The 15,503-nt window shown below is 55.8% G+C and carries 24 protein-coding genes and 3 tRNA genes; all 27 read right to left on the reverse strand.

Annotated features, from left to right (window positions below; genetic code table 11):
- Nucleotides 1–89: 89 nt before the first annotated feature.
- Nucleotides 90–164, reverse strand: a tRNA-Gly gene (locus tag SMC7_RS03685).
- An 8-nt stretch (nucleotides 165–172) separates the two neighbouring features.
- Nucleotides 173–257: transfer RNA gene (locus SMC7_RS03690), tRNA-Tyr, on the reverse strand.
- Nucleotides 258–261: 4 nt separating this feature from the next.
- Nucleotides 262–337 (reverse strand) — tRNA-Thr (locus SMC7_RS03695).
- Nucleotides 338–397: 60 nt separating this feature from the next.
- Entirely contained in the window at nucleotides 398–865 is a 468-nt protein-coding gene (locus tag SMC7_RS03700; protein ID WP_119089015.1) for a sigma-70 family RNA polymerase sigma factor, read from the reverse strand.
- A gap of 61 nt (nucleotides 866–926) precedes the next feature.
- Nucleotides 927–1,682 (reverse strand): 23S rRNA (guanosine(2251)-2'-O)-methyltransferase RlmB, encoded by a 756-nt coding sequence (gene rlmB, locus SMC7_RS03705; RefSeq protein WP_119089016.1) that lies wholly within the window; start codon nucleotides 1,680–1,682, stop codon nucleotides 927–929.
- Nucleotides 1,675–3,156, reverse strand: a complete 1,482-nt coding sequence (cysS, locus tag SMC7_RS03710; protein WP_119089017.1) for a cysteine--tRNA ligase — start codon at nucleotides 3,154–3,156, stop codon at nucleotides 1,675–1,677. Before cysS ends, rlmB begins: the two co-directional genes overlap by 8 nt.
- Nucleotides 3,157–3,251: 95 nt before the next feature.
- On the reverse strand, nucleotides 3,252–3,644 hold the full coding sequence (gene rpsI / locus SMC7_RS03715; RefSeq protein ID WP_119087487.1) for a 30S ribosomal protein S9: 393 nt from the start codon (nucleotides 3,642–3,644) through the stop codon (nucleotides 3,252–3,254).
- A gap of 10 nt (nucleotides 3,645–3,654) precedes the next feature.
- On the reverse strand, nucleotides 3,655–4,086 hold the full coding sequence (gene rplM / locus SMC7_RS03720; RefSeq protein ID WP_119089018.1) for a 50S ribosomal protein L13: 432 nt from the start codon (nucleotides 4,084–4,086) through the stop codon (nucleotides 3,655–3,657).
- Between the two features lie 137 nt (nucleotides 4,087–4,223).
- The gene (locus SMC7_RS03725) at nucleotides 4,224–4,952 is read right to left on the reverse strand and encodes a tRNA pseudouridine synthase A (RefSeq protein ID WP_165845122.1); all 729 of its coding nucleotides are present in this window, start codon (nucleotides 4,950–4,952) and stop codon (nucleotides 4,224–4,226) included.
- 8 nt (nucleotides 4,953–4,960) lie between these two features.
- The gene (locus SMC7_RS03730; protein ID WP_165845123.1) at nucleotides 4,961–5,767 is read right to left on the reverse strand and encodes an energy-coupling factor transporter transmembrane component T family protein; all 807 of its coding nucleotides are present in this window, start codon (nucleotides 5,765–5,767) and stop codon (nucleotides 4,961–4,963) included.
- Complete coding sequence (locus tag SMC7_RS03735; protein ID WP_119089021.1) at nucleotides 5,767–6,630, reverse strand: energy-coupling factor transporter ATPase; 864 nt, start codon at nucleotides 6,628–6,630, stop codon at nucleotides 5,767–5,769. The genes SMC7_RS03730 and SMC7_RS03735 overlap by 1 nt, the downstream gene beginning before the upstream one ends.
- Nucleotides 6,615–7,439 (reverse strand): ATP-binding cassette domain-containing protein, encoded by an 825-nt coding sequence (locus SMC7_RS03740; RefSeq protein WP_119089022.1) that lies wholly within the window; start codon nucleotides 7,437–7,439, stop codon nucleotides 6,615–6,617. The genes SMC7_RS03735 and SMC7_RS03740 overlap by 16 nt, the downstream gene beginning before the upstream one ends.
- Nucleotides 7,440–7,796, reverse strand: a complete 357-nt coding sequence (gene rplQ, locus SMC7_RS03745) for a 50S ribosomal protein L17 (protein WP_119089023.1) — start codon at nucleotides 7,794–7,796, stop codon at nucleotides 7,440–7,442.
- Between the two features lie 48 nt (nucleotides 7,797–7,844).
- Nucleotides 7,845–8,780, reverse strand: coding sequence for a hypothetical protein (locus SMC7_RS03750; protein ID WP_119089024.1), 936 nt, complete (start codon nucleotides 8,778–8,780; stop codon nucleotides 7,845–7,847).
- Nucleotides 8,781–8,789: 9 nt separating this feature from the next.
- Complete coding sequence (gene rpsD, locus SMC7_RS03755; RefSeq protein WP_119089025.1) at nucleotides 8,790–9,419, reverse strand: 30S ribosomal protein S4; 630 nt, start codon at nucleotides 9,417–9,419, stop codon at nucleotides 8,790–8,792.
- 9 nt (nucleotides 9,420–9,428) lie between these two features.
- Complete coding sequence (gene rpsK, locus SMC7_RS03760; RefSeq protein WP_119089026.1) at nucleotides 9,429–9,824, reverse strand: 30S ribosomal protein S11; 396 nt, start codon at nucleotides 9,822–9,824, stop codon at nucleotides 9,429–9,431.
- Nucleotides 9,825–9,838: 14 nt separating this feature from the next.
- Entirely contained in the window at nucleotides 9,839–10,213 is a 375-nt protein-coding gene (gene rpsM / locus SMC7_RS03765) for a 30S ribosomal protein S13 (RefSeq protein ID WP_119087495.1), read from the reverse strand.
- 10 nt (nucleotides 10,214–10,223) lie between these two features.
- A complete protein-coding gene (rpmJ, locus tag SMC7_RS07435) occupies nucleotides 10,224–10,340 on the reverse strand; it encodes a 50S ribosomal protein L36 (RefSeq protein WP_119089027.1) in 117 nt (38 codons plus the stop codon).
- 30 nt (nucleotides 10,341–10,370) lie between these two features.
- Entirely contained in the window at nucleotides 10,371–10,586 is a 216-nt protein-coding gene (infA, locus tag SMC7_RS07440) for a translation initiation factor IF-1 (protein WP_119085812.1), read from the reverse strand.
- Nucleotides 10,583–11,329, reverse strand: a complete 747-nt coding sequence (gene map, locus SMC7_RS03780) for a type I methionyl aminopeptidase (protein WP_119089028.1) — start codon at nucleotides 11,327–11,329, stop codon at nucleotides 10,583–10,585. Before map ends, infA begins: the two co-directional genes overlap by 4 nt.
- Entirely contained in the window at nucleotides 11,316–11,978 is a 663-nt protein-coding gene (locus SMC7_RS03785; RefSeq protein ID WP_119089029.1) for an adenylate kinase family protein, read from the reverse strand. Before SMC7_RS03785 ends, map begins: the two co-directional genes overlap by 14 nt.
- Nucleotides 11,978–13,243: a preprotein translocase subunit SecY gene (gene secY, locus SMC7_RS03790; RefSeq protein ID WP_119089030.1), complete on the reverse strand. Its 1,266-nt coding sequence runs from the start codon at nucleotides 13,241–13,243 to the stop codon at nucleotides 11,978–11,980. Before secY ends, SMC7_RS03785 begins: the two co-directional genes overlap by 1 nt.
- On the reverse strand, nucleotides 13,243–13,662 hold the full coding sequence (rplO, locus tag SMC7_RS03795; RefSeq protein WP_119089031.1) for a 50S ribosomal protein L15: 420 nt from the start codon (nucleotides 13,660–13,662) through the stop codon (nucleotides 13,243–13,245). The genes secY and rplO overlap by 1 nt, the downstream gene beginning before the upstream one ends.
- Nucleotides 13,659–14,180, reverse strand: a complete 522-nt coding sequence (gene rpsE / locus SMC7_RS03800) for a 30S ribosomal protein S5 (RefSeq protein ID WP_119089032.1) — start codon at nucleotides 14,178–14,180, stop codon at nucleotides 13,659–13,661. Before rpsE ends, rplO begins: the two co-directional genes overlap by 4 nt.
- A 9-nt stretch (nucleotides 14,181–14,189) precedes the next feature.
- Nucleotides 14,190–14,558 (reverse strand): 50S ribosomal protein L18, encoded by a 369-nt coding sequence (gene rplR, locus SMC7_RS03805; protein ID WP_119089033.1) that lies wholly within the window; start codon nucleotides 14,556–14,558, stop codon nucleotides 14,190–14,192.
- Nucleotides 14,559–14,566: 8 nt separating this feature from the next.
- Complete coding sequence (gene rplF / locus SMC7_RS03810; protein WP_119089034.1) at nucleotides 14,567–15,115, reverse strand: 50S ribosomal protein L6; 549 nt, start codon at nucleotides 15,113–15,115, stop codon at nucleotides 14,567–14,569.
- Nucleotides 15,116–15,125: 10 nt separating this feature from the next.
- Nucleotides 15,126–15,503: 30S ribosomal protein S8 (gene rpsH / locus SMC7_RS03815; RefSeq protein ID WP_119089035.1), on the reverse strand; the 378-nt coding region annotated here is incomplete at its 5' end.

The raw sequence follows: 15,503 nt of genomic DNA on the forward strand, positions 1-15,503 counted from the left end.
CGCTCCGTAGGAGGTGCCGCACTACAGAAGCTGCCCGAGACGGCATGCACAATCCTCCTGAAGGAAGAGTGCAGCTCCAGTTGAAAAGCTGGAGCGGGAAACGGGATTCGAACCCGCGACAACCTGCTTGGAAGGCAGGGGCTCTACCGCTGAGCTATTCCCGCCAGTGCAATGGTGGGCAGGGAGGGATTCGAACCCCCGTAGGCATTGCCAACAGATTTACAGTCTGCCGCCATTAACCGCTCGGCCACCTACCCACACTGGAGCCGACGACCCGAATTGAACGGGTGACCAGTTGATTACAAATCAACCGCTCTACCAGCTGAGCTACGTCGGCTTGTATCCCAGTTAGTATAGGTGCAAAGCCGCGTCTGTCAACCTGTAGAGCGGGGCAGGCCTATGAGAGCGCTTTCCCCAGCTTGCGCTTTGCTCTTGCGAGCGCATTCGAAACGGACGCCTTCGACATCTTCAGTGCCGCAGCGATGACCTCAAGCGTCTCACCCCGGAGATGTCTTTCGAAACACACGCGCTCACAATCGCTGAGTGTGACAGCGAGCGCTACCATATCAGGGACTCCTGCCTCTGCAGGGTCGCCGAGGGAACTCCCCCATCTATCGAGGGTGTCCGACAGTTCGACGCGAGGACCGGCAGCCCGACGTGCCATGTCGATGAGTCTGTGCGAGGCGACAGTGGCGATGTACCCGTCGAGACTGCCCCGACGAACATCATAGGTACGAATAGCGCGTAGAAAGCCCAAAACAGCCTCGGCGAGACAATCATCTCGTTCGTCGCGCTCGGTGCAGTACTTGCGGGCGACAAACTTGAGGAGGGGCATATACATGCCCAGCAGATCCTCAAATGCCATATTGTCGCCCGCCAGAAAGCGCTGCCTCAGCGATTCGACGTGTTCCGGTGAGCGACCGCTTCTAGGACTCGATGGCACGGAAGAGCACGACCGCGAGCGCCGTAGAGACGTTCAGCGAGTCGACACCAGGCCTCATCGGAATCGTGATAAAGAAGTCCGCATTCTTCCTGGTGAGTTCACGCATCCCGGCGCCCTCGCTGCCGACGATGAAGGCAGAAGGACACGCATACTTCTCTTTCCGGTAGTCATGGCCGTCTGCAGCGTCCAGCCCGTACAGCCAATAGCCGTCCTTCTTGAGTCGTTCCATGGCATATGCCAGATTCGCTACAACGGCAATTGGAAGACCGAATACCGTCCCGGCTGAGGCAGATACTGCCGCTGGCGAGAATGGACTTGTCCGGTCCTTCGTGACAATGAGGCCCCCGGCCCTTGACGCAGCGACCACACGGATAATCGCTCCCAGATTGTGGGGATCGGTGACCTGATCCACAAGGACGACTGAACGGCCAGCGGGCTCAAGAGGCATCGCTCCCATGAGGGCGTTCATGTCCAGCAATCGCACTCGCGCGCATTGAGCGGCGATGCCCTGATGAGGGACATCACCGAGAGTCTTCTGGAACCACGATCCGACCTTGTACTCCATCGGCACCTTCTGCCGTGAAGCTACATCCTTGATCATCCGGATGCGGTCGTCTTTGTCACTACCGGATTCAAAGATGATTTTCTCGACCGAATGCTCAGCGGACAGAGCACCCATAACCGAGTTCTTACCATAAATAAGCATACCTTCCGGTCTTGTTCTATCACTATTAGCCATGGATGCGATACCTCACACCATCAACGCCGTCCTCCAGAGCGATACCAACACCCCTGAGGCGCTCCCTGATCTGGTCAGCCACGTCGTACTGTCCTGCCTCACGAGCGACCCGGCGCTTCATGACAATCGTATCAAGAAGATCACTCGTGGAATTGTGATCGTCCGCAGCAACTCCAACCTCTGCGGCAACGGCCATGAGCGCATGCTGCTTGCCGGCAAGAAGACTGGACTTGTGTCCCATGTAGTCGTTCGTCTGGTCGAGGCCAAGTACCCAGAGAGCCGAGCGGAAGACTTCGAGCGCACGAGAAGCCTCTGATCCACCAAGCAGCCGCTCCGAAGCCGTGCGGCGCACTCGAGTCATGAACTCGTAGACGGAAGCGAGTGCACGGGACGTGTTGAGATTGTCTGCCAGCGAAGCGTCAAACTCACCGAGAAAGCTGGAACATGTGCTCTCAAACTCCGGCTCCAAGCCCTCATGGGAGACCTGACCCAATTCTTGCAGAAATGCCTCGAACTCCGCCATGCGCTCATAGGTTGTAAATGCTTGTCCGAACCCCGAAATGTTGAACTTCAGTGGTTTCTCGTACGACGTCTGCAAGAGATAGAGCCGAACGACCTGTCCTGGGTATTGCTCCAGCAGTTCGCGCACGGTCATGACATTGCCGAGTGACTTCGACATCTTCTCGCCGCCCATGTTGACCATTCCGGAGTGCATCCAGTACCGAACAAACTGCTGTCCGCCCAAGGCTGCTTCGCTTTGCGCTATCTCGTTCTCATGGTGAGGAAAGATGAGATCCTCGCCTCCCCCGTGAATGTCGAACCCTGCCCCGAGATGCCTCAGACTCATCGCCGAACACTCAATATGCCATCCCGGACGACCCTTTCCCCAAGGGCTGTCCCATGAGATCTCGCCAGGTTTGGCAAGCTTCCACAGGGCAAAATCCAGTGGATCCTCTTTCGCTTCGTTCACTTCTACCCGGGCTCCGCTGCGCATCTCGTCGACAGAACGTCCTGAAAGACGACCGTAGCAACTAAACTTGCGAACAGAGAAGTAAACTCCGTCTGATGAGACGTAGGCATAACCATTTGCGACAATGCGACCAATGAGATCAATGATGTCCTGAATGCTTTCCGATACCCTTGGCGTGATATCGGGGGGAAGAACATTCAGGGCTGCCATATCCTCGAGGTATTCGCCAATGTAGCGAGCAGAGAGATCGAGCGGCGCAATCCCCTGTTCCTGTGCACGCCGAATGATCTTGTCGTCGATGTCCGTGTAGTTGCTGACATGGGTCACCACATATCCGGCGTGCCGGAGGTAGCGTTTCAGAAGATCGTAGACGACAGCCGTCCGCGCATGCCCCACGTGTGCCGAGGCATACGGGGTAACCCCACAGACATACATCGTGATTCTGCCTGGCTCTCGGGGCACGAGTTCGACGGTCTTTCGCGTCAGCGTATCGTGAATCCTCATCGTTGATTTCCTCCACTGCATAAGCGTACCTACAGGGTATCAAAAAAGGCAGCAGGCACAATGTCCTGCTGCCCAGTAAAATGCGAGAAGTCTGTCTAACGTTTCCTGTACTGAGTAGCCTTGCGGGCGCCCAGGAGACCGTACTTCTTGCGCTCTTTGATGCGAGCATCACGCGTCAGAAGCTTGGCCTTCTTCAGAACCGGCTTGTTCTCCGGGTCCTGCTCAACCAGCGCACGAGCAATTCCATGGCGAACGGCTTCGGCTTGGCCATTGAAGCCACCACCGGCAACGCTCACGATCGCATCAAATACAGGCGTACCTCCCATGACTGTAAAGGCAGCCATGGTTTTCATGGACACCGTCTGAACTGGAAAGTAGACCTCGACCGGCTTGCCATTTACGACGATCTTGCCGGTTCCAGCAACGAGATGAACGCGCGCAATAGCAGTCTTTCTCTTACCCGTTCCCCAAATCTGAGTGGTTGGCACAGCATCCTCCCTAATTAGCCTTGAACTCAACAGGCTTCTGAGCCTGGTGAGGATGCTCGGGCCCCTGATAGACACGCAGGTTGCTGAGCAGTTCCTTGCCAAGTGTGTTCTTGGGCAGCATGCCGCGAACCACACGCTTGAGCAGGAAGTCTGACCGCGTCTCAAGCATCTTGTTCCAATTCGTGGCCTTCAGACCACCTGGGTAGAACGAGTGATGATAGTGCATGGTCTGCGTACCCTTCTTGGGGTCGACTGCCAACTTCGAAGCGTTGATGACGATGACATTGTCGCCAACCATAGCATTCGGCGTGAACTCTGGTCTGTCCTTGCCACGAAGAATATTGGCAATGACCACCGCAAGTCGTCCAACACTCTGGTCTGTAGCATCAATCAGAATCCAGCGACGGGTAACCGTCTCCGGTCTAAAAAACGTTGTCTTCATTCATATCCTCCTGGAGAATTCTTTACTAGATTACCACAAACCCGCGATTAGTCAACGCCTTGAGGCTGCAAACGATGGTGAACTCATATGCCCGGAGAGGGTTCGGGCAGATGGCCACATGTACCGCGCAACTGCTATCAAGCGTAATCAACGGCAACCAGGTAGAGGCCGCCAGCCGCCATCACCTGCCGCGTATACGGGACGTCGGGTCCGGAAAACGCATTGTTCCACGTTTCGACACCGATCCTCCCTTGCCCGGCCTTGAGGACGAAGTACGCCATGCGGCGTACCATATGATACAGGAAATGATCGCCCGAGACCGTGAAGATGACCGCCTTGTCCGTTTCGACAACGTCAGCCGCGCTCAGCGTGCACATCGTGTCCCGATGCCGCCTGCTCGGGTCGATATTCCCAAAACCTTTGAAATCATGCGTTCCGAGCAATGCATGTACAGCATCATTCATTGCCACGACCTCGACAGGGTACTCGAGCCGATACGCATAGCGAGCAAAGAACGGGGTCCAGCATCCGTCCTTGATGAATACATAGGCGTAGGACTTCCCTGCCGCAGAAAACCGGGCGCTGAAGTTGGCGCTCTCAGGAACACAGTTGCGAATCGTCAACCACTCGGGCATCATGACGGGAAGTCGCCGTGCAACGCGCTCATAGAGGACCTCGTCGCGCAAGACGAAGCTTACAACATTGTGAAGGGCGTGGACGCCTCTGTCGGTTCGTGATGCCCCAACAACAGGAACGTAAGATCCACAAACGACTTTCAACGCCCCCTCGATTGTGCTCTGCACGGTCACCAGGGACTCCTGCTTCTGGAAGCCATACGTGAAGGAGCCATCGTAGGCTATGTCCATACGCACCATTACAGGAACAGGCGCCATAGGATGACCCCGGACAAAGCAGCTGCTGTTCCAAGAAGAATGCAAGCATCGAAGGACTGAAAGTGACGTGCATGATATCTCGTTCGGGGACTCCCTACGCGAAAGCCCCTTGCCTCCATCGCGACAGCCAGGTCGTCTGCCCGGCGAAAGGAGGAAACAAACAAGGGTATCAGGATCGGGATGAAGCTCTTCATGCGCACCACGAGGTTACCTTCCCCGATCCGGGCCCCTCGCGAGACCTGAGCACGTATGATGCGTTCGGTTTCCTCGAGAATCGTGGGCACAAATCGCATGGCGATGCTCATGACAAGAGCAATTTCAGCGGAAGGCAGGCCAATATAGCTCAGGGGCTTCAGCAGATCCGACACGGCATCGGTCAGCTCTATGGGAGAAGTACTCGCGGTGAGCAGCACGCTCACTAGCGTCAGCAGGACCAACCTGCAAAGAATGAAACCGGCCAGTCCCAATCCCTCGCGCGTGACTCGAACAAACCAGAATTGCCAGATAGGCGTGCCGGGAGTGAAGAATATCTGCACCACGACGGTGAGCACAATAAGGAACAGGATGGGCTTGAGGCCGCGAACAAAAAAACGAAGGGGTATTCTCGAAACCCCGATACCAACGACCAGGAGAAGGAGAATAGGAATATACTGCACTGTCTTCGTCGCGACAAAGACACCAATCATGAGAGCAATAGTCGAAACAAGCTTCACCAGAGCGCCAGACCGGTGCACGACCGAAGTCCCAGGGTAGTGCTGACCAAGAACAAAACTGCGAGACAGCGCCACTATGCTCCTCCCAGGTCAGAGACGCACAGCCTCAACGAGTCCAGCATCCGGCTCGTCGAGCACTCATTCACTGTGAGGGAGCTTCCGCACTCCTTGAGTGCACGCGCAAGGCGGTAGCTCTCCGGAAGCTCCAGACCCGTTCTATCGACCAGGTCCACGTCACTGAAGAACGCGTCGGTCGATCCCTGGAACGCCACTGTTCCCCCGTCAAGGACGACCACCTCCTTGCAGAACTCGGCAACCTCGTCCATGTTGTGGGACACAAGAATCACGGTGACATTCGCGGTCTGGCGCAGTGCCTCCAACTCGGTCAGGACGGCGAGCTTGGTGCCAGAGTCGAGCCCCGCGGTGGGTTCATCGAGCACGATGTACTTCTGACCCATCGCGATGACCGAGGCGATGGCCACGCGACGCTGTTCTCCCCCGCTCAGCTGAAAGGGAGACAACGACAGGAAGCGCTCCAGATCAAGACCGACGGTGCTCATCGCCTTGTGAACGCTTTCGTCAACCTGCTCTTTGCTGAACCCATAGTTGCGGCAGCCAAAAGCTACCTCTTCAAAAACGGTCTCGGCAAAAAACTGGTCCTCGGGATACTGAAACACGATGCCAACTCTGCGGCGTACCTTGGCAAGCACTGTCCGCTCCTTGGAAACGATCTCATCATCGACAATAACCTCACCCCGTGTCGAAAACAGGAGCCCGTTCAGGTGCTCGACCAGCGTCGACTTGCCCGAACCCGTCCTTCCCACGATGCCCACGAAGGCACCGTCGTCAATGTGCAGGCTGATCCCTCGGAGCGCGAAGTACTCAAAGGGCTCACCACTGTCGTAGACATAGTCGACGTTCTTCAGATCAATTGACATGTCGCTCTCGCGAATTCCTCAGGGGTCAGACACAACGGAAAGTCTGTCCAGCGCTCTTGCATAAGGAACGAAGCTCGGGCGCTCAGTGGAAGCACCAGGCCCCCCAGCTCAACGACTGTTTGATTCGAGAAGACGGCACGCGGCGAGTCCCAGGCCGCAAGCACTCCGTTCGCCAGTACTCCTACGCGCGACGCAACGAGTACTTCGTCCAAGAGATGAGTGACTATGACGATGCCGATTCCCAACTCATTGTTCAGGCGCAGCACCGTCTGCATCACCTCCCGGCGATTGGTCGGATCCAGGAGAGAAGTTGCCTCGTCCAGAATGAGGAATGAAGGCTTCATAGCAAGCACTCCAGCAATAGCCACTTTCTGCTTCTGCCCACCGGAAAGACGATGAGGGGGGTAGTCGCGAAACTGTTCCAAGCCAAGGAGGTGCAATGCATCCCCAACGCGCTGTACCATTTCGGCATGGGGAAGCTCGAGGTTCTCGAGTCCAAAAGCGACATCATCCTCGACAGTCGTCGCCACCAGCTGGTTATCTGGATTCTGGAACACCAGGCCGACGTCAAGCCCTGGACGCACATCCATGACCGTTTGGGTGTCGACGTCCGACAGCAAACGCACACTACCGGACGTCGGACGCAAAAGCCCGCTGACAAGGCGGGCTAGCGTACTCTTTCCGGACCCGTTGGGACCGACAATCGCGGAGATTGAGCCATCTGGCAACTCCAGGTCTATGTCACGAAGGACCTGGACAGCCCCCGCGGAGGTCTCGATTTGATACGAGACCTTGTCGAGGCGAATCATCTACTTCTCTACAAACTCCAGGACCGCCATGTTAGCCGCGTCACCCTTCCGATACCCGGCCTTGATGATACGCAGGTAGCCGCCCGGGCGCGTGATGTAGCGATCCTTGGTCAGCTTGAAGGCTTCGTCGACCGCTTCTGGCGTCAGAAGATAGGCGTGCAGCTTGCGACGCGTCGTCAGATCGTCGACCTTTGCCGTCGTGATGAGTTTCTCCACCACACGCTTCACTGACTTTGCACGAGTAACAGTTGTCTCAATGCGACCTTTCTCGATCAATGAGGTCGAGAGATTGCGCAACATCATGCTGCGCAGGCCGCTGTATACGCCAAGCTTCTTCAGCTTTCTTCCATGTCTCATAGCAAGAATACTCCTCTCGTCACGTTCGCGCTTACCACCGGCCGCGCGCTAATCTTCTGGGACGCTGATACCAACATCTCTGAGGGCTTCGTCAACGCTCTTGCGACCGGCCTCTCCGAAATCGCTGACACTCTCTCCACGATGCTCCAGATAGTCTGCCACAGTCTCGATACCCGCCACCTTGAGAACCTTTGCCCAGCGGGTCTTGACACCATCCACGGTCTCCAGGCCCTTCGACATGACGTCTTCGTTCAACGTCGTTGCCTCCGAAGCACTGTCCATGGAACCCTGCGTCGTCAAACACGCAAGCAACTGTTGCGCGTGGCGATCCACGATACCAAGAGCTTCTTTGAGCGCATCGCGGGCTCTAGTTGTCGGAAAATGGGTAATCTCGATAATCAGGCGCTCATAGTCAGCCTTCTGCTTGATTCTTACGGGTTCGACAGTGAAATTGGCTGTCCGTACAGGAGAGTAGATACTGTCGATCGCAATGGTGTCGACTGTCCCACTCAGCAGCTCATGGTTCTCCTCGCTGCTGACATATCCTATCCCCGTGCGCAATAGCACCTGAAGATCGATCACGCTGTCATCTGCGGAGAGTTCTGCGATCTTCAGCTCCGGGTTAAAGATCTTCACTAGTGAATTTTTCTCAAAATCCTCGGCCTTCACCACGCCCCTCCCCTGCCGCTTGAGAGAAAGGGTAGCTTCACTACCATCGATAATGGAGACCTGGAGGTTTCTGATGTTGAAAATGAGCTCCTGAAGATCTTCCTTGATGCCAGGCAGTGACGTGAACTCGTGAAGTGCACCGTTTACCTTGATCGCCACTGGGGCACTCCCGGGAATGGAAGACAGGAGCGCGCGGCGAAGTGCATTACCCATCGTGGTTCCATATCCATGCTGCAATGGCTCGAAGACGAACTTGCCGTATTCGGCGGTCTCTTCAGCAGATGTCAGTCTGATACCTTCAAGCCCTTCTATCATGGCAGGCTCCTACTTCGAGTAGTACTCGATGACAAGACGGGTATTGATGGGAATTCCAATCTGCTCAGCCGTTGGAATCGTGAGCACAGTGCCCTCGAACTTGTCAGGGCTGAACGAAAGCCACTGCGGGGTGGCCGGCTTGCTAGCGACGGACTCCTGCACACTGATCATGGACTTTCCGGTATCGGTCAGAGTCACTATATCTCCCACTCTGACCTGGTACGAGGGAATGTCGACCCGGTGTCCGTTGACGAACACGTTGCCGTGGCATACCATCTGGCGAGCGGACTTGCGACCCGGCTGGATCCCCATCCGGAAAACAACGTTGTCGAGACGCCGCTCCAGAAGCTCCAGCAGCTTGCCACCCGTGGGAATCGCCTTCTGGGAGTTCGCGAGAGCGAAGTAACCCCTGAACTGGCGCTCTGCCAGACCGTAGGCAAGGCGAAGGCGTTGCTTCTCCTTGAGGTGAAGCTCGTAGTCACTGTCCTTGCGGAACTTCTGGTCGACTCCATGCTGACCAGGCCCCATCTTGCCGCGCTCGATCGCGCATTTGCCGCTGGAGCAACGAGAGCCCTTGAGGAACAGTTTCGTATTCAGTGCACGGCACTTTCGGCACGACGCATCAATATATCTGGACATAGTCGCCTCCTATACCCTTCTGATCTTGCGCGGCCTGCACCCGTTGTGCGGGATGGGCGTAACGTCCTTGATGGACGAAACGTTGAGGCCAGCAGTCTGCAGAGCACGGACAGCGATCTCACGACCCGAACCAGCGCCCTTCACGAACACGTTTACTCTGGACATTCCCATGGCGATAGCCTTCTCGGCTGCTTTCTGTGCAGCGACCTGAGCAGCAAATGGGGTCCCCTTCTTGGAACCCTTGAAACCGCTGCTTCCGGACGAGCCCCAGCATACAGTGTCGCCCTGGGCATCGGTGATCGTTACAAGAGTGTTGTTGAACGACGAAAAAACATATGCCTTACCCTCGCCGACTACCCGTTTCTCTTTCTTACGCTTGACTACTTTCTTCTTGATGTCTGCCATACGATCCCCTTTGCCTATACCTTGGATGCCTTGGAACCGACGGTCTTCTTCGGTCCCTTGCGTGTGCGGGCATTCGTCCTGGTGCGTTGACCACGAACAGGTAGTCCTCTCTTGTGACGGACGCCACGGTAGCAGTTGATTTCCATGAGCCTGCGGATGTTCGTCGAGACTTCTCGGCGAAGATCGCCCTCGACGACGAGATTGTCATTGATGGCTTTCTGGATTGCAAGAATCTCGCTCTCCGTCAGGTCCTTGACTTTCTTGTCCTCAGACACTCCTGCAACACTGCAGATCATCTTATAGTTTGACTTGCCGATGCCATAGATGTAGGTTAGGGCAATGCCCACCTTTTTCCCGGCGGCAAGATCGATACCACTAATACGAGCCACTATTCCTCCTTTACTTACCCTGGCGCTGCTTGTGCTTCGGGTTCTCGCAGATCACCATGACCGTACCGTTGCGCTTAACAATCTTGCACTTGGCACAAATCTTCTTTACAGACGGTCTCACTTTCATAGGTCGCTACTCCTTTCAACTCTTTGACAACTACAGTCGATAGGTGATACGTGCTTTTGAAAGGTCATAGGGTGTTATCTCAAGCCTTACCTTATCTCCCGGCAGGATCTTGATGAAGTTGAGCCTCATCTTTCCGCTGATGTGAGCCAGCACAATCTTGCCGTTGCCCAGTTTCACGCGGAACATCGTCCCTGGAAGCGTTTCCACTATGACGCCTTCTGTCTCTATGACTTCTTTCTTGTTCATGGCCGTGTCAAGATGACGGGGCCCTGGGCCGTGACGGCTATCGTGTGCTCGAAATGAGCACTCTTCTGTCCGTCAACAGTAACAACCGTCCAATCATCGTTCAGAACGCGGACAGCACTGCTGCCAGCGTTGACCATGGGTTCGATCGCGATCACCAGTCCCTCCTTAAGAGTAAGTCCTGTACCGGCTCTGCCGTAGTTGGGAACCTCGGGATCTTCATGAAGTTCCTTTCCAACGCCATGACCGACGTAGTCGCGCACGACACTCATACCCTGAGCCTCAACCACCTGTTGAACTGCGTGGCCGATGTCTCCCAGACGAGCTCCCACATGCACGGCGTCGATGCCGGCGTACAGGCTCCTTCGGGTCGTCTCGATAAGCTCCTGGTCTCGAGATGCCACCGGTCCACAGGCGACAGTAATGGCCGAGTCCGCATAGTATCCTTCATAGATGAGGCCGAGATCCAGCGAAACGACGTCACCTGAATTCAGAACGCGATGCCCCGGAATGCCATGGATGACCTGTTCGTTGATGGAGACACAGAGTGTTGCCGGATAGCCGCTGTAGTGCAGGAATGCCGGCTTCGCTCCGAGCTCACGAATGCGAAGTTCTGCCACGCGGTCCAGTTCGCGAGTCGTCACGCCGGGAGAAACCATCTCTCCTATCTGGCGCAACACATCACCGAGCTTGGCCCCCGAAACATGCAGGTGCTCAATGTCCGAAGCGGACTTAAGCCGAATCATGAAGAGCCCCCTGTATCCTGGCAAAAACAACATCCGGAGCACTGGCTCCATCAACAGTGATGAGCTTCCCCTGATCGCCGTAGTAGACGGTCAGAGTCTTCGTCATTGCTTCGTACGTACTCATCCTAGTCCTGACACTCTCCTCGCGGTCGTCTTCCCGCTGGATGAGGGGTGCGCCACAGAGGTTGCAGAATCCCTCCCTCTCTGGCTGCGAATAGTACGCGTTGTACACACTACCATCGGCAGGGCAGACGCGCCGTCCCGATATGCGACGGAACGCTGTCTCAACCGACAGGTCAACGTATACAGCTGCGGTCAAGCTAAGGTTTTGCTTTGTCAGATACTCGTCGAGAAATGCGGCTTGAGCGACAGTCCTCGGGTACCCGTCCAGAACAAAGCCTGCTTGCGCCTCCTGGGTCGACAGAAACGATTCGACGACAATCATGTTGACATCCTCGTCGCTCACAAGACCCCCAGCATTGATCTTGGCCGCAACCTCGGCGGGCAGCTTGCCCTCCCGCCGAAGATTCCGGAAGTACTCCCCACTCGAGAAGATGGGCACTCTCCAAGTTTGCGCAATAAGAGCACCTTGAGTGCCCTTTCCCGAGCCCGGCAGTCCCAAAAGGATAATACGCGGGTGCTGCGCCATTATTTCATGAACCCCTTGTAGTGACGCATCATCATGTACGCTTCGATCTCCTGCACGGTCTCCAGTGCTACACCGATAATGATAAGCAGCGAGGTGCCACCAAAAGCAAACGCCGAGATCTGCTGGTTTCGCATAGCGATGTTCGGCACGATAGCGAGGAACGCAAGGAAAATCGCAGTCGGCAGGACAATCCGATCCAGTACGTTCTTGATGTAGTGCGCGGTTGCCTCGCCGGGACGAACACCGGGCACATAACCCCCGTATTTCTTGAGATCATCCGCAATCTTGATGGGATCGTAGGTAATCTCCGTATAGAAGTATGTGAAGAAGATAATGAGAAAGAAGAAAACGACATTGTGCGGCAGCGTGCTCGAACTCGTCAAGGGCTGAGCAATATTAACATAAAACCAGGACGTCGACCAGAACTGCGACACGGTCGCAGGGAACATCAGTACGGTCGAAGCGAAGATAATAGGGAGTACGCCTGCCTGCACAAGTTTCAGAGGAATATACGTAGACTGACCCCCGTAAACCTTGCGGCCGACAATACGCTTCGCATACTGCACTGGAACCTTGCGTTCGCCCTCATAAGCGAACAGAACCAGAAGGAGGAGCACGATCGCACCCAGGATACCGCCAATGAGGCCGATAACACTTAGAGAGTGAGCCTGGGTCAAACTGAAGGCTTGTGCCACGCCAACGGGAATGCGGCTTACAATACCCGAGAAGATAATAAGCGACACACCGTTGCCAATCCCTCGCTCAGTCATGACTTCTCCAAGCCACAGCACAATGTAAGCCCCGGCCGTAAGACTCAGAACGATCAGGAGTTTCACGAACAATCCCGTGCTGGAAAGGTAGCTCCTGAAGATGGCCAAAATGCCGAATGACTCGATGACCGCCAATCCAAGAGTGAGATAGCGGGTATACTTCGCAATCTTCAGCTGACCTTCCTTGCCGCCTTCTTTGCGGAGCTCCTCGAGCGCTGGAATGACCGAGCCGAGAAGTTCGATGATGATGGAGGCATTGATGTACGGAAGGACGCTCAGCGAGAAAATGGCAAAGTTCGCAATGCCACCGCCCGAGAACAGATCAAGGAGACCCAGAAAACCACCCTTGCCAACCAGCTGTGCCACCGCTGCACGGTCGATACCAGGCACGGGGATATACGTCCCGAGCCTGATAACGACAAACATCATGAGCGTGAACAGAATCCTGTTACGCAGCTCTGGAAGCCTGAAAGCCCTCCTCAGCGTCTCGAACATCAGACGACCTCGCAGGTGCCGCCGGCCTTCTCGATCTTCTCACGAGCCGCAGCCGAGAACCCCGACGCCCGCACCTGAACCTTTGTTGTCAGTTCACCGTCTCCGAGTACCTTCACCGGAGCGTTGTAAAGTGCGTTCAGATCAAGGGGCATTTCGCCCTCGTATCCCTCGAGTGCGCCAGTATTGACGGCAACGTACACTGTCCGGACGTGGGGTCTGAATCCCTTCTTCTTCGGAAGGCGGCGATAGAGTGGAGTCTGCCCACCCTCGAATCCAACGCGCTTGCTGCGCCCGGAGCGAGCTTTGGCACCCTTGCGGCCGTAACCGCACTGTTTGCCCTTGCCGCTCCCGGCTCCGCGGCCGATAACTTTCGGACTGTCGATGAAGCCCTCCGGTCTGACCATCTCGTTGAGTTTCATTGACGAGCCTCCGAAGCGCGCGGCTCCGCATTAATACGGTCCTGCCGACGCAGGTTGCGCATCAATGTCATCTGCTCGATGTCGCGCAGTCCGTCGATAGTAGCCGCAGCAAGAGAAATGGAATTCGAGCTGCCGAGGGATTTGGTGAGAACATCCTGTACTCCGACCTTCTCCATGATCTGGCGAACTACGCCACCGGCGACAATACCAGTACCAGTGACTGCAGGCTGAAGGTACACCCAGCCTGCACCGGTACGAGTCTTCGTCGAGAACGGCAGTGTCGTGCCCTTCAGCGTGAAGGTAATAAGGTTGCGCTTGGCAGCCGTGATTCCCTTCTGGATCGCCAACGGGATTTCGACGGCCTTGCCGATGCCGATACCGACCTTGCCCTTCTTGTTGCCGACGACGACAAGGACCCTGAACTTCATCTTCTTGCCACCTTTGACGACCTTGGTAACGCGGTCGATGCTGATGACCGATTCTTCGTATTCTTTGGGTTCGAACGAACGTCTTGCCACAGCTTCCTCCTAGAATTCCAGTCCCGCAGCGCGCGCGGCTTCGGCAAGCGCCTTGATGCGACCATGGTAGGAATGCCCACCCCGGTCGAAGGCTACAGTCTTGACACCCATCTGGAGCGCCTTGTCGGCTATTTCCGTGCCAACCACCTGACAAGCGACCGTATTGTTAGCCGCCACTACCTGGCCGTCCGCCTTGCGCTTAAGGTTCGACGCGGCAGCAAGGGTAATACCCTTGTCGTCATCGATAAGCTGAGCATACACATGTTTCAGGCTGACGAAAACGGCAAGCCTTGGTCGCTCTGCGGTTCCTGCCAGCTTCTTGCGAATCCGGTCATGTCGTCTCTCGCGAGCTTCTTCTCTATCGTGTCTGCTAATCATTGTTCCCCCTACGCACCAGACAAGGCCTTCTTGCCAGCCTTGATCCTGACTTTTTCGCCAGCATACCGGATACCCTTGCCCTTGTAGTGATCAGGCACACGCACTTTGCGAACATTCTGTGCGAACTGCCCCAATCCCACGGCATCGGCACCGGTCATCGTGATCTTGACGTTATCGGTCACTTCGACTTTGATGCCCTCAGGAATCTTCATAGGCACGGGATGCGAGTACCCGACAAGCAGAGTCAGGTTGCCTGCATCGACGGCAGCCCTATAGCCGACGCCAACGATTTCGAGACGCTTGACGAAACCCTCCGTGACGCCTTTCACAATGCCTGAGAAACGCGCAGACGTTGTGCCGTGCATGACATTGAGAGTCTCCTGGAAAGCCGGATCAAGGACGAACCGGACCTGATCTCCCTCGACGGTATAGTCAATGTGCTCAGGAACCTCAAGCATCAGGGAACCGCGAGGTCCCGTGACCGTCAGCATACGACCTGTCTCCGTCACAGTGACGCCGGCTGGAACCGTAGTGAGTCTCTTGCCTATTCTCGACATACAGACCCCCTTACCAGACGAAGCAAATGACCTCGCCGCCAAGCCCTTCCTTGCGAGCCTGCACGTCGGTCATCAGCCCCTGCGGGGTGGAGATGATTGCCATACCGGCGCCCATGAGAACGCGCGGCACTGCATCCTTCTTCACATAGATGCGGCGGCCTGGAAGACTGATACGCTTCAGGCCGGTAATATAACGACCACGAGTCTTTGTGTACTTGAGATCGAGCTTCAAATACTTGCGGTTGTCGCGGATGATCTCCGACACACCGCCCACATAGCCCTGCTTCTTGAGAATCAGCGCGAGTGCACTGTTCATCTCAGAATACGGGGCGATGGTAGAGTCATGGAAGACCAGGTTTGCGTTTCTCACCCTGGTCAAGAAATCCGA

The organism is Candidatus Cryosericum terrychapinii (assembly GCF_003570925.1).
Taxonomy (GTDB): domain Bacteria; phylum Caldisericota; class Caldisericia; order Cryosericales; family Cryosericaceae; genus Cryosericum; species Cryosericum terrychapinii.

Coding starts and splice junctions, on each gene's coding strand:
- rpmJ (WP_119089027.1), bottom strand. CDS start 10,340: ATGAAAGTGAGACCGTCTGTAAAGAAGATTTGTGCCAAGTGCAAGATT.
- rpsK (WP_119089026.1), bottom strand. CDS start 9,824: ATGGCAGACATCAAGAAGAAAGTAGTCAAGCGTAAGAAAGAGAAACGG.
- secY (WP_119089030.1), bottom strand. CDS start 13,243: ATGTTCGAGACGCTGAGGAGGGCTTTCAGGCTTCCAGAGCTGCGTAAC.
- rplM (WP_119089018.1), bottom strand. CDS start 4,086: ATGAAGACAACGTTTTTTAGACCGGAGACGGTTACCCGTCGCTGGATT.
- cysS (WP_119089017.1), bottom strand. CDS start 3,156: ATGAGGATTCACGATACGCTGACGCGAAAGACCGTCGAACTCGTGCCC.
- SMC7_RS03725 (WP_165845122.1), bottom strand. CDS start 4,952: ATGGACATAGCCTACGATGGCTCCTTCACGTATGGCTTCCAGAAGCAG.
- rplR (WP_119089033.1), bottom strand. CDS start 14,558: ATGATTAGCAGACACGATAGAGAAGAAGCTCGCGAGAGACGACATGAC.
- SMC7_RS03785 (WP_119089029.1), bottom strand. CDS start 11,978: ATGGCGCAGCACCCGCGTATTATCCTTTTGGGACTGCCGGGCTCGGGA.
- infA (WP_119085812.1), bottom strand. CDS start 10,586: ATGAACAAGAAAGAAGTCATAGAGACAGAAGGCGTCATAGTGGAAACG.
- map (WP_119089028.1), bottom strand. CDS start 11,329: ATGATTCGGCTTAAGTCCGCTTCGGACATTGAGCACCTGCATGTTTCG.
- SMC7_RS03700 (WP_119089015.1), bottom strand. CDS start 865: ATGGCATTTGAGGATCTGCTGGGCATGTATATGCCCCTCCTCAAGTTT.
- rplQ (WP_119089023.1), bottom strand. CDS start 7,796: ATGAGACATGGAAGAAAGCTGAAGAAGCTTGGCGTATACAGCGGCCTG.
- SMC7_RS03750 (WP_119089024.1), bottom strand. CDS start 8,780: ATGATAGAAGGGCTTGAAGGTATCAGACTGACATCTGCTGAAGAGACC.
- SMC7_RS03740 (WP_119089022.1), bottom strand. CDS start 7,439: ATGATTCGCCTCGACAAGGTCTCGTATCAAATCGAGACCTCCGCGGGG.
- rlmB (WP_119089016.1), bottom strand. CDS start 1,682: ATGGCTAATAGTGATAGAACAAGACCGGAAGGTATGCTTATTTATGGT.
- rplF (WP_119089034.1), bottom strand. CDS start 15,115: ATGTCGAGAATAGGCAAGAGACTCACTACGGTTCCAGCCGGCGTCACT.
- rplO (WP_119089031.1), bottom strand. CDS start 13,662: ATGAAACTCAACGAGATGGTCAGACCGGAGGGCTTCATCGACAGTCCG.
- SMC7_RS03735 (WP_119089021.1), bottom strand. CDS start 6,630: ATGTCAATTGATCTGAAGAACGTCGACTATGTCTACGACAGTGGTGAG.
- rpsD (WP_119089025.1), bottom strand. CDS start 9,419: ATGTCCAGATATATTGATGCGTCGTGCCGAAAGTGCCGTGCACTGAAT.